Below are 15845 nucleotides of genomic sequence, written 5' to 3'. Positions count from 1 at the left end.
CGATTGGTATAAGATTTAAGACAAAAAAAAGCGAAGACCTGAGTCTTCGCTAGTATGAATTGGGATAATTGAGACTCAATTAGTCGTCAATTTTAGGTGGCGTTTTCTTTGTAGGTATAAATACCGCATCGCCCACTGCCACATTGGTGTGGAATGTTTTATCACGCTTAACCGGTTTCTTAGCCACTTTTTTGGTTGCTGTCGGCTTATTATTGGTCTTGTTCGTTTTACCGCGGAACGTCGGCTTCTTAGGTTTAATGCCTTTGAACTTGCCTTTCAGCCCTTCAAGAACATCAAAGGTAAGCTCTTGTTGTAAGAAGCTTTCTACGCGCTTGAAGCTATCCCAATCTTTTGGTCCAACTAAAGACAATGCCATGCCTTTGTTGCCCGCACGACCAGTACGGCCTACACGGTGTACGTACTCTTCGGTATGTTTTGGCATATCAAAGTTAATCACGTGCGATACATTGGCGATATCAATACCACGCGAGGCGATATCTGTGGTCACCAAGATCTTAAATACGGTACGCTCAAACTGGCTCATAATGGTATTACGCTGAGTTTGAGTCAGGCCGCCACTTAATGCGACCGCTTTTAAATTCAGTTTGTTCAATTCAACGGTTAAACGTTCGGTATCCGAGCGCGTGGCGGTGAAAATCATAATCTGATTGTAATCAGCATCAGCAATGATGCGATGCAACAAGGCTTCTTTATGATCTAAGTGATCACAAAGATAAAATTTCTGGTCGATATCCGTATGGTGCGCGTTACCGCTATCAATCGAGATACGTTTTGGAGCGTTTAACATCTCCATTGCCATATCATGCACTTCGGCGTGATCGAGCGTTGCAGAGAACATCAATGTTTGACGGCGACGGTGTTTTGCCAGTTTGTGAATGCGCATCAGCTCAGGAGCAAAGCCCAGATCTAACATACGGTCAGCTTCATCAAGGATTAACGTATCTAAACCATCTAGAAATAGAGAGCGGTGCTCAAGGTGATCGGCTAAACGTCCTGGCGTTGCCACGATAAAACGTGGGTATTTGCGCAGTGCTTTGACTTGGTCGTTAAAGTTTTCACCACCAACAATCAAAGTCGCCGTATAAGAAAGGCCACCTAACATAGTGCGAAGCTCGCCATAGACTTGGCGCGCTAATTCACGCGTCGGTGCTAAAATCACACCGCGCGGATCTTTGGCAGAGAAGGCTTTGCTTTTTAATGCTTTATGCAGCATTGGCAAAACAAACGCTAAAGTCTTACCAGAACCGGTTTTAGACGAGGCAAGTAAATCCTTACCTGCAAGTGCTACAGGGATTGCCTGTTGCTGAATTTCGGTCGCATTCTTAAACGAATAGTGATCCAAATTCTTCATTAAACGATTGTCTAAACCTAATTCTCTAAACTTCAAAGTACTCTCCAAAAAAACGGGATGATTTTGCCTTCTATCTGCCCAAAATGAGATATAGAGAAAGCAACTTATACAAAAATCGGGCTAATAGTACCCTAGTTGACGACTCAGATCACAAAAATATCCACTATTTGAGGGGCAATTGGCGCAGGTTTTCGTGATAATTACCTAATTTCTATAAATTATTCGAACATACTTTATTCTACGTCTACACTATTTAAGCCATCAGAAATAAGTGGCATAACTAAAAGAAATCAGGGAGTTCGTATGAATAAAAAAATTATACTTGCAGCAGGAGTTAGCTCAGTATTATTGTTGGCAGGCTGTGCATCAGGTCCAGATGAAGCGACTAAAGCACAAATGGCTGATACTGATTCAAGAGTATCGCAACTAGAGCAAGATCTAGCAGCACTGAAAGCTGAACATGAAAAAGACTCAGCAGAAAACAAAGCTGCTGCGATGCAAGCTAAAGAAGCCGCTATGGCTGCACAAGACGAATCAGCTCGTGCAAACGAACGCCTAGATAACGTCGCACAATCCTATACTAAGTAGTCTCCACTACGCACTAAATTTCAAAGCCAGCTGTTACAGCTGGCTTTTTTGTGGGGCTAGATTTTCAAGACAGGTTATACCAATGACACCCATCAATGATGGCTTCCATCGTGCACCATAATCGGCATACCCGTTTGAATTTGAATCACCCCAGTCACTTTTGAATACGTTTCAGCATAATTCTCTAACCCATCATTATCTAACCAGACCTGTAACTCCAACGGCCAATCGAACGTTTGCTTCATTCCATCTCGCGCTGTTAATGGCTCATGAGATTCGATAAAAACACTGCTATCAGGTTCAACGGCCATTTTTATGGGTTGATTAACAATTTGCACTCTAGTGCCACGCCCCACCCGCTCAAATAGCCATTTTATGTCCTCTGGCTCCATGCGAATACAGCCACTACTCACTCTAAGGCCAATACCAAAATCCTTGTTAGTGCCATGAATCAAATACTGCCCCGCGCCATATCGCAAACGCATGGCGTATTCGCCCAATGGATTGTCTGGACCTGCTGGGACAACTTCAGGCAGTTCAATACCATCTTCTTCGTAAGCCATACGAATAGACTTTGGCGGCGTCCAAGTCGGCGCTTCGATCATAGAACTGATAGAGGTGACCATTTGCGGGGTCTCGCGACCAATGCGACCAATCCCCACTGGAAATACATGCACATGCTCACCATCAGGATCAAAATAGTAAAGGCGAAGCTCAGCAAGGTTAACCACTATCCCTTGCTGTTTTGCCAAGGGCAGAATAAAGCGATTTGGAATGGTGAGTACCTCCCCCTCTTCAGGAAGAAAAGGGTCAACACCACGATTGGCCGCAATCAAGCTAAGCAGACCAACATCATAATCTTTAGCAAGCAGCGCGAAGGTCTCGCCCGCTTTGACTTGGTGACGTTGCAATTTCCCCGCCACATGACTGCCATCGACAGGTAACCGATAGGTTGCGGCCAGTGCGCTTGGTATAAACAACGAGGCCGACATTACCAATGACAAGCTAATACCTAAACACTTAATCCAAGACCTAACATTCACTATTCTTAGCTTCCTTATACATCTGCAGCGCCAATTGCCGTTGTTTTTTATGATCAACGATAGGATCAGGATAGTCCAAACTGGCAAATTCCTCCCATAACCAAGGCGAATGAATGTATTTATCTGGCACAGATTGCAGCTCAGGTAGCCACTGTTTTACAAACTCGCCTTGCGGGTCAAACTTCTTGCCTTGCGAGATAGGATTAAAAATCCGAAAGTAAGGTTGCGCGTCACAGCCGGTAGATGCTGACCACTGCCATCCGCCGTTATTAGCGGCAAAATCACCATCGACTAACTGGCTCATAAAATAACGCTCGCCAAAGCGCCAATCTAACAATAGATCTTTGCTTAAAAAGCTCGCCACTATCATTCGCAGTCGATTGTGCATCCAACCTGTCTGGTTTAACTGCTTCATAGCCGCGTCCACAATAGGATAACCTGTGGCACCTTGTTGCCAGCTTTTAAGATGCTCAATGTCGCCTTGCCAACGAATATTATTGCACCACGCCACAAAGTTAGCGCCTTTGCACAGCTTAGGTTGGAAATAAATAAGATGCTGATAAAACTCCCGCCATATCAACTCACTAAGCCACGTCTGCTCACCTTCACTTAAATGTTCAGGGTGGCGGCCATTAAGTAAACGAGCAATACATTGACGAACCGATAACATACCTAGTGCAAGGTAAGGAGAAAGCTGACTGGTGCCGTTTACTGATGGCACATCTCTGTTGTCGTGATAATTATTGGCTTTTTGAAAGGAAAATAGCCGCAGTTGGTTAATGATGGATTGAGTATCAGCGTGCCACGCCACCGTTGTGGCTGACAATGCTTGTTGCGCATCTCCCATCTTTGAGCAAAGTTCGAACCCTTGTTCGCCATCAAATAATTTATTAACTGTAAGCGCAATCGGTTTACGCACCGCTAATTGAGCTGGATTAAAGCGTTGTAACCAACTTTTTTTAAACGGGGTGAATACTTTAAAATAACTGCTTTGTTTATTTAAAATACTTCCCGGCGCAAACACACACTTATCTGAACAAAGCGTGAAAGGAATGTTTTGTGACTCAAGCTTGCTTTTAACTTGCTGGTCTCTTTGTACCTCATTCACCTCATAGTCAGCATTAGCGAACACATGTTTTATCGACATGCGCTCACACAACTGTGAAATTAACGAGCCACAATCTTGGTAGTGATCGACGACTTCAATGTGTAACTGAACCTTTAATTCAGCTAATTCAATAGATAATGCCTGTAAACGACGAAAAATCAGTTGTTGCTGCATTGCCGAAACACCGTGCTCTTGCCACTGCTTCTGCGTTACCGTAAACAGCGCAATCAGGCCTTTATCGTCACTATTGGCTTGTTCAACATTATCCATGGCGCGAATCAGCGCCGTATTATCTATCGTTCTAAGATCACGACGTAACCAGACTAAAGCTCGCATTCAACCTCTCCTTTTATAGGCTGTAACGCAAACGAAGTTCTTGAGGATGCGGGGCTAAAAATTTTTGACTTTGTAAGTAAGCATCCGGATACAAAGACAAATAGTGTCTGATCAGCGTGAGTGGACTCAACAAAGGCAGCAAGCCTTGGCGATACTCGTCAATAACGGCGCGCAGTTCTTGTCGCTCTGGCCCTGACAGCGATTTTTTAAAGTACCCTTGAATGTGCATCAGAACATTAGAGTTATTTTTTCGACTTGCTCTGTTGGTCAACGCTTGCATGAATTTCAGGCGGTAGAGTTCATAAAACTCTTGATTGTCATAATCCGCTACCTTAGCCACTAACTGACCAAGCGCTTTATAAGAGATAGGATCATGTGCCATCAAAGTCAGCTTATACCGAGAGTGAAACGCCACTATTTTTCCAGAAGTTGGGCTATCACCTACACAGTCGTAGAAATCTTTTAAACTGAAGATTCGAGAAATGAAATTTTCTTTTAATACTGGATCGTTTAAGCGGCCATCCTCTTCTACCGGAAGCCATGGCATTTTCTTCATCAGAACATCAGTATACAGCCCAACGCCTTCATTGCTCGCCCCCGCTTTGGTGTACACTTTGACGCGTTCCATACCGCAGGTTGGAGACTTTGCGCACACAATATAGCCACACAACTCAGTTTGGGTTAACTCATCCACTTTATTATTGGAGTAGTCGATCATTTTATCGGTGTGGTCTTTGGTTGGGTCTTTGGTTTCAACTAACGCTATGCGTTGTTCTTCTGAGACTAAGCGAATGGTTGGGCGTGGAACAGTCATGCCGACGCCTACCTCTGGACAAACAGGCACAAAGTCAAAAAAAGGAGCTAATTCTTTAGTCACAAATTTACTGGCTTTACTGCCACTGTCGAAGCGAACTTTCTCCCCTAACACACAAGCGCTAATTCCAATTTGAATAGACGTATTAGATTTACTTTCTGTCTGCGTATTAACCATATTTCAATCCTTAGAAAAAGTTAAATATTTGTTGTTAAACTATTTCTTTATTGTACGGGCAAAACAGCCGTAAAGGTCATCTTTTTATTTAAAAAGTGTTTATTGTGTTAATTTTAGATAGAATCAAAGTTCGAATCACAATGAACAGATAGTCGTGCCTGAGAAAATTACCCAACAAATCATCGAACTTAATTTTTGCAAAAATCCGTTATGTGCAGATTTTGGCTCATTAAATGCGGCGAATTATTCGATTCTCAGTGAACGCAATAACCCACAAATTGCTTGTGCCAGTTGTCACAACATCTCTCCGATCATTTGGCCTGATGAACTGCAAAGCGAGCTAAGTTCACAACGTGAATATTTACAAGCTGGCCTCACTGCATGTACCAACAAAGCGTGTGACAACTTGGGCTACAACGTGCAGCTTTATCCAGAAAAATACTATTCATTTGGTTTTAGTGGCGATAAACAACGTTACCGCTGTAAGAGTTGTCAAAAGACCGTTGTTGACCGATTTTCGGTTGCTAACCCTAACTTAAAAACGCATGTCACTATTTTAGCGCTGTTATTAACCGGCTTTAGCTTGAAGGAAATCTCGATAAAATTGCAGATGCAAGCCAAAACCTTGAATGACCATATCAAAGCCATGGCTGCAATTTGTCGCCATAAGTCGTCGGTTTTTGACCATCATTGGCAAAACCAATCACAGCAGTATTTATTAGGTAGCGACTATCATTACCTGCAACCCAACAGCGAGAATGGTGTGCTTTGGATATGCACCCTAGATTTAAACTCTCATTATGTGGTGCATCAATCGGTCAATATCAGTGAACAAGCCAATGTATCGGGCAATCGCATCATTGCCAGAGAATACCTTGCCAGCATCAATACGCCGCTATCAGAGCCTGCTAGCGATAAACTGGCCGACATTATTATGGCTCGCTTAAACGATCATAGTGCCAGAAGCCATCGCAATAACCCTCTGCACAATCAAACTCAGCTTAATTACCCTGTTAAAACATCATTGGTCACGCCAATATACTGCGCCACTGCCCACTATCATCAGATAAATCAGTGGTTTCAGGACATGGATAAGCTAACCTTAAGCCTTGCTTTTGAACCTATGTTAGCAGAAGCGGCAATCACCAGTTTTAATGAAATGCGTCAAAAGCAATCACTGGATCTGCTTTACCAAATTGATGATCCGGCATGGATAGAAGGAAGAATGGGCAGTAAGCCTCAACCTTTAATTTTTGCGCATAACAAGGTGTCGTGGTCGCTATCTGAGCAAAAACACATTCGAGCCAATACTGAGCAGCGCGCTATCTGCCAAATCATCGAAAGCAATCTTACCCAAAAACAGGTTCATCAACTGCCCAAGCACACCCCTATTAGCAATTACATGGAACGTTTCCATGTCATTTTCAAAAGTAGCGTAAATGAACCTCGCCGCAAGCGCCGTCCTGAAGGATTGTTGCCTTTATTAGACATTTATAAAGCATGGAACAACCTTTGCCATCAAAACAATCCGGGGGAAACACCTGCCGTGAATGCTGGCATTTCTGAGAAGCCATTATCATTGGATCAATTGTTGCAATAGCCCGTAATAATAGTCCGTAGTAATCGCCCGTAGTAAAGCCAGTAGCAAAAGCTTAATACTTGGTACTAAAGCACTTAGCCCATCAGCAACATTGCCACCCCCAAAATAGCCACCAGCGTACCTATTATTGAACGTCCAGATAGACTTAATCCCTTTATCTTATAAATCACCAACATAAATAATGGACTGGTCGCAATTAGGGTTTGTGCGATGGCTGGATTTGCGTATTTCAACGCCACTTGCTGTAACCACAATGCGAGAAATGTTCCGACCGTAATCGCCGCTAACAAATAATATCGGTCTGTTTTGGCCATCTTTTTCGCCGAGCTCAACAAATGCGAAAATGGCTTGGGCTGACAAAAAGGAATGATCATCGCCACGGCTAGCACACCAATAGACAAGCGCAAAAGTGCACCTAACAACGGATTAATATCCCCTGCCACCAAAGCAAAATGCGAAATAACCACGCCACTGGCTTGGCACACACTGGCCAGTAAGCCATACGCAATCCCTGATTTAGAGTGTGTACTTTTGGCTGTTGACGAAGGTTGTATGACGACAAACACCACCGCGATAGTAGTGACAAGAATCCCCACCCAATTGAGCAAGCTAAGCCCTAAGCCTAAAAAGATTAACGCAAACACCCCAGATAACGGTGGCGCCAAAGACTCAAGCAGTAAGGTATTATTAGGTCCAATTCTCCTTAACGCTGCAAAATAGGCACTGTCACCAATGGCAATACCAATCACGCCAGAAAGCCCTAAAATTAATGCATGTTGGCTAGAGATCTCTATCTTTGGCACAGGTAACAACGGCAACACCAATAACATCATTGCCGAGCCTATAACGCCTTTAATAATATTCAGCTGCAGCGCACTAAAGCGATGACTAAACTGGCCGTATATCCATGTTGCGATCGCCCACACCATAGCCGCACTCACCGCAGCGATTTCGCCTACAAAACTCACATCAGACCCTTAATCTTTAATTGTAAAATACTGACTCTCCCAAACAGGCAAACCTTATCATTCAACATTTCTGCTAGGTGCTTAGAGCACAGTGATAGTAATAGAAGTTAACTGTAATCCATCAATTGTTAATTTCATTTAACAGGCAAAACCTCAAGTAAAAGCTCATATAATCAATAAAGTAGTTGTATTCACTCAGATAAAAGTTAAAAATATTACAACAATATCAGAACAAGCATTACAAGGATGAAACATGCTTCTCGATTACGTAGCTTTAGGATTATTAGTTTTCGTCGCTCTTGTCCTTTTTTATGGGGTGATAGTCATTCACGATATCCCCTATGAAATTGCCAAAAAACGAAATCATCCCCACCAAGACGCCATTCACGTAACCGGCTGGATCAGCCTTTTGACCCTACATGTTATTTGGCCGTTTCTCTGGATATGGGCCACCTTATGGCGTGAAGACCGTGGATGGGGAATGACTCAAATCAAGCAAGAGCAATCTGATTTACATCATGACATTACCCAACTTAATCAACAGCTTAATGATTTATCCCAACAAGTTGCTCAACTAAAACAACTCCAAGAAAATCAGCCACAAGTGCAACCTCAGACTGCAGCTAAATCGCCCTCTCAACCTAGCGAAGGAGATGTGTAATGGATTTACTACTCATACTGACCTATACCGCGTTTTGTGTCGCTGTATTCAAGATATTTAAAATCCCATTGAACAAATGGAGTGTTCCTACCGCGGTGTTAGGTGGCGTTATTTTGATTGGCACCTTAATACTGCTGATGAACTACAACCATCCATTTACGCAAATTGGTCGCCAAGTTTACAACACCACACCGATAGTGCCGACGGTGAAAGGTCGAGTTGTTGAAGTCAACGTCAAACCAGATACTTTTATTGTGAAAGGTGAGCCCTTGTTCACAATTGAATCTGAACCTTATGAAGCAGAGTTGATGAGCAAACAGGCCGATTTGGCCGCCGCAATACAAGCTGTCTATCAGTTAGAGTCCGAATATAAGGCCGCTCAAGCCGATGTAATCCGCTCTATCGCTGAGCGTGACCGTATTCGACAAGAGTTTAATCGTTATTATTCGGGTTACAAGAAAGGCGCATTTACCGCCCAACAAGTAGACACTCGTCGTCAAAACTTAAAAGGGGCGCAAGCTGATTTAGAAGCAAAAATCGCTATGGAAAACAGTGCTCGTGTGGCATTTGAATCTGAAATAGAGGGCGAAAATACCACTGTCGCTCGCTTGCAAGCTCAAGTTCGACAAGCCGAGTTTAACCTTGATGAAACGGTAGTTAGAGCCCCTACCAACGGCTTTGTTACGCAACTTATCTTACGTCCGGGGCAAATGGCAGTGCCTTTACCACTGGCACCGTCAATGGTCTTTATCCACGCTGAAGAATTTTATTATGCGGCGGCATTTCGCCAGAATTCATTACAACGCCTAGAGCCGGGGTTTGAAGCTGAGTTTATGTTTCCAAGCTTACCGGGCAGAGTCTTCTCTGGCGAGGTAGTCAACGTCATCCCTGCTATGGCCGAAGGTGAAATTCAGGCATCAGGAAGATTGTTAGGCACACAATCACTGAATGTATCTGGCCGAGCACTAGTGAAACTGCGACTGCACGATGACTTATCTCAATACCAATTACCTTTAGGGGCTTCTGTAGAAGTTGCCGTGTATTCCGATAGTTTTCACCATGTCTCTATCATGCGTAAAATCCTGATTCGCATGAAGAGCTGGCAAAACTACCTGTATTTGGATCACTAATCATCCATTGATTCGATGTATTAAAAACCCCGCTACAGAGGGATCTGTAGCGGGGTTTTCTAATCTATTGGCTGCAGTTGTTGGAATAGAGATTAAAACAATTGGTTTAACGTAGAGCTACTAATCGTCGTTGAACATTAGGGTTTGAAACTCGGCAATAAAGATTAGAACTATGATAATAAAGCTCGAAGCTTTTCGATGGTTTTGTCCCAAAGCTTGGTATCACAAGCCCACCGATGACCCATCAGTTGTACTGATAGATACGCAGAAAAAATTTTTCTCTTTGCAAAATTCAAGACCTGACCCCGTTGACACACAGAAAAATTTTTCTCTTTGCAAAATTCAAGACCTGACCCCGTTGACACACAAGAAGTATGGTCACTTTATGCTTATTTCTGCCGCAAAGCGGGTTCATTCAACAAACATTTCAAGACGGATTCGCAACGCGTAGCATTTTTACCATGCGTTGAATTTTGTGAGTTAGGTGGTACGCAGAAATATTGCATTACGTTGCTCACCGCTTAAGCGGACATTATCTGACTTTAGATTTTAGCTCTTAGAAAAGCGAAAAGCACCCCGCAGGGTGCTTTCTAGAATGCTCAAGTTAGAGATATTGGCGAGAATTTTATTACCAACACTGTAGCCTAACGAGCTAGTGACTAAATTATGGTATAAAGCTACTGTAGTGTCAACTACACAACTCCAGGGAGTATAGTAACTATGCCTCGCTTGCCAATAACCTCATGTACCTTTGAACTTTTTACTATACCATTAAAACGTCTTTTCGCTTGTGCGGGTGTTAGTATATTGCTGTATGAAAGAGATTTGTATACATCTAGAGCTTCAATACTTGTAAGCCAATCAAAATGTGATTTGTAATGGGAGTCCAAATAATCGTTCTTTCTATCTTCGGATACCCAGCCAAGTATCCGGCACAATCGCTCATTTAAAGTCTTCATTCGCTGAATACTCTCTTCTGGCGTTGATGCCGCAGGATAGATTTCTTGGTTGGTTCTGTAGTGTTTGATCTGAGTGAACTTCCAAATAGGTTCGTGGTGAGCAATTCGGTTTCTTAGTTCATTGACCTGACTCAACCGCATTAAAAAGTCTTCTAGTGCGTTTTGAGACCAGTAAGTAGAATGGAGGGCGAAGTGCCCTTTAAGCCCTTTGAATAGTGCGCTTTGCCAATCTATTGAGTTGTTCGACGAAGTATCATTAATTAAAAACCCCCAGAAACCAAAACTTTGTGCCGCGATTACTTTTCCTGGTGTTGGTGCCGGATTTTTCGCTATTAATTGATTTCGATTTCTTCTTCCGCGACCTCGTGATTGAAAATGGGTCACTTTTCGAATCATATCCACTGTCTTAGGCTTTAATTGACCTAGGGTAATCAGGTACTCATACCAATCATTATCGAATGCATGCCCTTGCTGTCGGTGCGCATTGAATTGGTGAGACAGCTCCCTATGAATAGTATTGCGAAGAGCTACTTCAAAGATACTAATTAATTTGAAAAAGGAAGCAGAAAGAGCATCATTCCACAAATACAGCCCTAAGCACTCTTCATCTGAGTTCAGATGAAAGTAGCTACGATAACTATTGAGACGATCGGAAGAGATCGTGTTAATGGTTTCAGTAATATTGTTAGGCTTCATATGCTTGAGGGTAGAAAAAGAAAAGTGCATTGTAAAGTGGATTTACGTGCGCGTCTAAATGCATTTACAAGCATTTAATATGGCCTCCCAACGCATGGCATTTTTCATTCCATCGTTAGGTATCATGGTACCGTTACCCACCTTAATGCTGCGTTAGTGGTCACGGAACTTACGAAGCTCAAAGTGATAGCATAGTATCACTTTAGTATTCTTTTGGAGCGACAACTATGAAAGTTGAACTGGTAACTTCTTGTTAAGCAAGCAATAGGTAAAGTAAGCAGCTATCAAACACATGACAGTATCTTTTCTAGCAATACGTCTATATTCAATACTCCCCCGTCCAGAGGGAGCGACTACAACTTCAAGACATCATAGCCTTCTATAAATTAAGCCTTACCCCAGTGAAGAAATCTCACTTCATTTCCCTCAGTCGGATGCGCTGGAATATTCAAGGACAATAGCAAAGAAACCCCTGCCATTACTGCGCCAATCACAAAGACCAACGATGGTGAAGTTAGCCAAATGATGCCAAAAGTTACCGGAATGACGACCGCTGCAATGTGGTTAATGGTGAAGCTTACCCCTGCCGTTGATGCCATATCCGCGGGATCAGCGATTTTCTGGAAATAGGTTTTAATAGCTAATGCTAATGCAAAGAAAAGATGGTCAACCACGTACAAGGCGGCCGCCCAATGTGCTGATTTCACGACGGCGTAGCCGATGAAGACGCAAATCAAACCAAAATATTCAAACATCATGGATTTTCGCTCGCCGATTTTGCCAATCAAACGACCAATTTTCTTGGCGAACAAAAAGTTAAACGAGTAATTAATCAAAAATAGCAAAGCGATATCTGCGGCCGAATAACCAAATTTCTCTACCATTAAAAAGCCTGCAAATACGGTAAAGATCTGGCGACGTGCGCCGCTCATAAAGGTCAGAGCGTAGTACAGCCAATAACGTTTTCTTAAAATTAGCTTTTTGTTTTGCACGGTATCGGTTTTAAATTGAGGGAAGCAAAATGCCATTACCGCCACTAATACAATAGTCGTACCGCCAGTAATCGCGTACACCACGGAATAATCCAATTTAAGCACTTGCAACATCACCCACAATGCGCCGTAAGTGATAAGGGATGCTAACGCTCCGATGGAAATCATCTTGCCGAGCATTTCTGGCGCTTCTGCTTTTGATAACCATTGCAATGACAATGATTGCTTTAAAGTTTCAAAGTAATGGAAGCCACTCGACATTAATAATGTGGTCAGCAATAACCCGGTTAAACTTGGGTAAAACCCCGTCAAAAGCGTGCCTAATCCAAGCATCACCAATGCAATTAGCATGAATTTCTGCTCGCGAATAAACAACAGCACAAATACAACACTAAAGGCTAAAAAGCCCGGGATCTCACGAACACTTTGTAGCAAACCAATATCTGCACCGTTAAAATGGGCCTTTTCAATCACAAAGTTATTTAACAGTGCCATCCAGCTTGAAAATGCCACTGGCACAATAATAGAAATTAGAATTAAGAAATTCTTTGGTGTTTGCCACGATTTATCTTTTATCACTCAAACTTATCCTCAAATTGGTCTGCATAGCCTTTTGGTGGTGGCGTCCACCCTCTTTCAGCGCGCGAATCACCGTCATGACGATCTGAGCCCATGGCATCACGTATTTTATCTTCAAGCTCAATAAACAGCTTTAAGAAGTTATTGTCGTAACGCTCACCCTCAGAATCATCCAACCAAGCATTATATAATTCATCTGAGCTCTGTTTCTCTACGTAAATATAAGAATGACGTTGTTGTTCTATTTGAAAAGGATGAAAACCCATACAACGTAACGCGACGGTGCCTACCTCTAGTGCAGAGTGGAAGGTTTCACTTTCGATATGATGGGCGCCAGCTTGACGCAGTTGATAAAAGTGCCCTCGGTCAAAGGCTCGAGCAATGACTTTAACTTGCGGGTAGGTGTGCCGAACGTACTTCACCAATTGCACTGACGACTCTTGATTATCAATAGCAACCACTAGCGCTCTGGCGTGCTCTATGCCTGCAGTGTGTAGCAGATCCGGTTTAGTGGCATCGCCAAAAAAGGTTTTAATGCCTATTTTGCGTAAGTTATTGACCTGCGTTGCTTGATGATCCAACACTACGGTTTCTACGCCATTATTTACGAGCAGTCGGTTCACTATCTGGCCGAAGCGCCCAACCCCTGCAATAATCACTTTGCCTTGTTCATCAATCACATCTTGTTCGCCTTGATTGGTTTGCTTTTCAAATCTAGGCACAATAATTTTTTCATAAACAATGAATAAGCCAGGCGTAAAGAACATCGACAGCGCCACAACCAAGGACAAGGTGCTCGCAATATCACTAGGTAATACATTGTTTTGTACGGTAAAGCTAAGCAGTACAAAACCAAACTCCCCCGCTTGCGCAAGGCTTAGTGCAAACAGCCAACGATTGACGCCTTTTATTTTAAAGACCACCGCGAGACACCACAAAACAAGCCCTTTAAGTAGCATTAAGCCTAATGTGAGCCCAAGAATAAGAGCAAAATCATCAAACAAAATTCCAAAGTTGATGCCAGCGCCGACGGTAATAAAAAACAGCCCTAGCAATAGTCCTTTAAACGGCTCAATATTCGATTCTAATTCATGCCTAAACTCACTGTTTGCCAATACCACCCCAGCTAAAAATGTACCTAGTGCAGGTGACAAACCCACTAAGCCCATAAGTGCGGCAATACCTATCACTAACATCAATGCTGTGGCAGTAAAAATTTCTCGTAAGCCGGATGAGGCCACAAAGCGAAACAGCGGACGACTGACAAAATGCCCTCCTACAACGACCGCAACTATAGAAGCGGTGATCACCAGTCCATACGCCCAGCCCGGAAGTCCGGCCACTAAACTCAATTCTGGGTGATGGTTTGCGCTTTCAACCGCTGCTGACTGAGCGGCAGTAATCAACTCAGGCAAGGCAAGTAACGGAATAAACGCCAACATAGGAATCACAGCGATATCTTGAAACAGCAATACCGAGAAAGCGTTTTGTCCGCCTTGAGTTTTGCTTAACCCCTTTTCGCTAAAGGTTTGCAGTACAATAGCAGTAGAAGAAAGGGAGAAAATAAGACCGATAGCCAGCGCAATTGACCACTGCACCCCTAACATCAGCGCGATGGCCATTACAATACCTGCTGTGCCCGCCACCTGAATGCCGCCGAGCCCCACTAAGCGATTGCGCATGTTCCACAGCATCTTAGGTTCAAGCTCTAGCCCGACCAAAAACAGCATCATAACGACGCCAAATTCAGCAAAGTGCTGAATAGTCGCTGTCTCTGCGCCAACCAGACCGGTAATAGGCCCAATGACTACCCCTGCAATTAAGTAACCCAACACCGAACCTAAACCAAGACGCTTTGCAATCGGCACTGCAATGACAGCCGCAATTAAATAGATAAATGCCTGTAAGAAATATCCAGTCATTACGCCTCTCCCTTTGTGTGTGACTGAGCATCAGCGGCAGGTAACAATTCTGCATCTAATAACAAGGCTGAATCTAAGTGCCCGCTTAATTGAGGTAACCGACCCGCTTTTTTAAGATCCACCCTATCTTCTACAATGGCATTGAGTAGCAATTGCCACTGTTGCATATGTTCACTCACCCGCCCTTCTTCAACTGCGGTTCTTGCGCCAAATAACACAAACGGGGCCCAATATTGCATGCCAATTAACGAAGCGGTTTGCTCTATAGGATGTAGCAATTCTCGAATGGTGTAATGGTTATAACCATCACATTGATAGGCATCTTCCTTGCCGCCTGCGGTGATAGCGCACAACAAATGTTTACCATGCAACGCTGTGCCTTTAGGGCCGTAAGCAAAATTGTATTCTAAAACTAAATCTTGCCACTCTTTGAGAATTGAAGGCGTTGAATACCAATATAAAGGGAACTGAAAGATCACCACGTCATGCTCTAACAACCTTTGTTGTTCTCGCTCAATGTCGATGTCGTATTTGGGATAGTCTCGATATAGATCAACGCACGTCACGCCAGTAATGGTGTTAGCGAGCTTAAACAATTCGGCATTCACTTCAGAGCGCCCTTGAGAAGGATGAGCAAATAGCAATAAAACGCGTTTTTTTGACGCTTCTGCGCTATGGCTATCGACTTGTTTATTCATAAAATCCCTTAATCTTTATCTATTCAAACAATTGAAATAAAACACAAATACACCTCAGCAAACCAAACCTGACTGTTAACCAAATAAATACTTGGCGTTAACTAAATTATTTCATCTGAGTTCGTAAAAAGTGATCCACCGCAAGCTATTGTTTTAGTTTCAGGTTTAGGCTATGTGAAACTTGTTGCTTTTGTTAACTGTT

The 15845-nt window shown here is 43.1% G+C and carries 13 protein-coding genes; 4 read left to right on the top strand and 9 right to left on the bottom strand.

Features of this window, described 5'->3' with window-relative positions:
* Positions 1-79: 79 nt before the first annotated feature.
* On the bottom strand, positions 80-1408 hold the full coding sequence (locus VHA01S_RS06290; RefSeq protein WP_023403514.1) for a DEAD/DEAH box helicase: 1329 nt from the start codon (positions 1406-1408) through the stop codon (positions 80-82).
* A 267-nt stretch (positions 1409-1675) separates the two neighbouring features.
* Between VHA01S_RS06290 and VHA01S_RS06285 the strand changes: the two genes are divergently transcribed.
* Positions 1676-1960, top strand: a complete 285-nt coding sequence (locus tag VHA01S_RS06285) for an Lpp/OprI family alanine-zipper lipoprotein (protein ID WP_023403513.1) — start codon at positions 1676-1678, stop codon at positions 1958-1960.
* 92 nt (positions 1961-2052) lie between these two features.
* On the opposite strand, the gene VHA01S_RS06280 is transcribed toward VHA01S_RS06285, so the two are convergent.
* From VHA01S_RS06280 to VHA01S_RS06270, 3 genes are read right to left on the bottom strand one after another with little or no spacing between them, the layout of a single operon-like run.
* On the bottom strand, positions 2053-2952 hold the full coding sequence (locus VHA01S_RS06280; protein ID WP_039970294.1) for a L,D-transpeptidase family protein: 900 nt from the start codon (positions 2950-2952) through the stop codon (positions 2053-2055).
* 40 nt (positions 2953-2992) lie between these two features.
* Positions 2993-4447, bottom strand: coding sequence for a deoxyribodipyrimidine photo-lyase (gene phrB, locus VHA01S_RS06275; RefSeq protein ID WP_023403511.1), 1455 nt, complete (start codon positions 4445-4447; stop codon positions 2993-2995).
* A 13-nt stretch (positions 4448-4460) separates the two neighbouring features.
* The gene (locus tag VHA01S_RS06270) at positions 4461-5438 is read right to left on the bottom strand and encodes a YbgA family protein (RefSeq protein WP_023403510.1); all 978 of its coding nucleotides are present in this window, start codon (positions 5436-5438) and stop codon (positions 4461-4463) included.
* Between the two features lie 154 nt (positions 5439-5592).
* On the opposite strand from VHA01S_RS06270, the gene VHA01S_RS06265 reads away from it, so the two are divergent.
* On the top strand, positions 5593-7038 hold the full coding sequence (locus VHA01S_RS06265; protein ID WP_023403509.1) for a hypothetical protein: 1446 nt from the start codon (positions 5593-5595) through the stop codon (positions 7036-7038).
* A 74-nt stretch (positions 7039-7112) separates the two neighbouring features.
* Here VHA01S_RS06265 and VHA01S_RS06260 read toward each other — a convergent pair whose 3' ends face one another.
* The gene (locus VHA01S_RS06260) at positions 7113-8006 is read right to left on the bottom strand and encodes a DMT family transporter (protein WP_023403508.1); all 894 of its coding nucleotides are present in this window, start codon (positions 8004-8006) and stop codon (positions 7113-7115) included.
* 253 nt (positions 8007-8259) lie between these two features.
* Between VHA01S_RS06260 and VHA01S_RS06255 the strand changes: the two genes are divergently transcribed.
* Together VHA01S_RS06255 and VHA01S_RS06250 are read left to right on the top strand one after the other, a co-directional pair.
* Positions 8260-8667, top strand: coding sequence for a DUF3302 domain-containing protein (locus VHA01S_RS06255; protein ID WP_023403507.1), 408 nt, complete (start codon positions 8260-8262; stop codon positions 8665-8667).
* Entirely contained in the window at positions 8667-9797 is a 1131-nt protein-coding gene (locus VHA01S_RS06250) for an HlyD family secretion protein (RefSeq protein ID WP_023403506.1), read from the top strand. The genes VHA01S_RS06255 and VHA01S_RS06250 overlap by 1 nt, the downstream gene beginning before the upstream one ends.
* A 692-nt stretch (positions 9798-10489) precedes the next feature.
* Here VHA01S_RS06250 and VHA01S_RS06240 read toward each other — a convergent pair.
* From VHA01S_RS06240 to VHA01S_RS06225, 4 genes are all read right to left on the bottom strand, one after another.
* Entirely contained in the window at positions 10490-11482 is a 993-nt protein-coding gene (locus VHA01S_RS06240) for an Abi family protein (protein WP_023403505.1), read from the bottom strand.
* Positions 11483-11838: 356 nt separating this feature from the next.
* Positions 11839-13023, bottom strand: a complete 1185-nt coding sequence (locus tag VHA01S_RS06235; RefSeq protein ID WP_023403504.1) for an MFS transporter — start codon at positions 13021-13023, stop codon at positions 11839-11841.
* The gene (locus VHA01S_RS06230; protein ID WP_023403503.1) at positions 13020-14945 is read right to left on the bottom strand and encodes a monovalent cation:proton antiporter-2 (CPA2) family protein; all 1926 of its coding nucleotides are present in this window, start codon (positions 14943-14945) and stop codon (positions 13020-13022) included. The genes VHA01S_RS06235 and VHA01S_RS06230 overlap by 4 nt, the downstream gene beginning before the upstream one ends.
* Positions 14945-15643, bottom strand: a complete 699-nt coding sequence (locus VHA01S_RS06225) for an NAD(P)H-dependent oxidoreductase (RefSeq protein WP_023403502.1) — start codon at positions 15641-15643, stop codon at positions 14945-14947. Before VHA01S_RS06225 ends, VHA01S_RS06230 begins: the two co-directional genes overlap by 1 nt.
* Positions 15644-15845: the final 202 nt, after the last annotated feature.

It is taken from the genome of Vibrio halioticoli NBRC 102217, assembly GCF_000496695.1.
GTDB classification, from domain to species: domain Bacteria; phylum Pseudomonadota; class Gammaproteobacteria; order Enterobacterales; family Vibrionaceae; genus Vibrio; species Vibrio halioticoli.
This window is presented reverse-complemented; position numbering and strand designations above follow the sequence as displayed.

Coding starts and splice junctions, on each gene's coding strand:
- VHA01S_RS06255 (WP_023403507.1), top strand. CDS start 8,260: ATGCTTCTCGATTACGTAGCTTTAGGATTATTAGTTTTCGTCGCTCTT.
- VHA01S_RS06285 (WP_023403513.1), top strand. CDS start 1,676: ATGAATAAAAAAATTATACTTGCAGCAGGAGTTAGCTCAGTATTATTG.
- VHA01S_RS06250 (WP_023403506.1), top strand. CDS start 8,667: ATGGATTTACTACTCATACTGACCTATACCGCGTTTTGTGTCGCTGTA.
- VHA01S_RS06270 (WP_023403510.1), bottom strand. CDS start 5,438: ATGGTTAATACGCAGACAGAAAGTAAATCTAATACGTCTATTCAAATT.
- phrB (WP_023403511.1), bottom strand. CDS start 4,447: ATGCGAGCTTTAGTCTGGTTACGTCGTGATCTTAGAACGATAGATAAT.
- VHA01S_RS06280 (WP_039970294.1), bottom strand. CDS start 2,952: ATGTCGGCCTCGTTGTTTATACCAAGCGCACTGGCCGCAACCTATCGG.
- VHA01S_RS06240 (WP_023403505.1), bottom strand. CDS start 11,482: ATGCACTTTTCTTTTTCTACCCTCAAGCATATGAAGCCTAACAATATT.
- VHA01S_RS06230 (WP_023403503.1), bottom strand. CDS start 14,945: ATGACTGGATATTTCTTACAGGCATTTATCTATTTAATTGCGGCTGTC.
- VHA01S_RS06225 (WP_023403502.1), bottom strand. CDS start 15,643: ATGAATAAACAAGTCGATAGCCATAGCGCAGAAGCGTCAAAAAAACGC.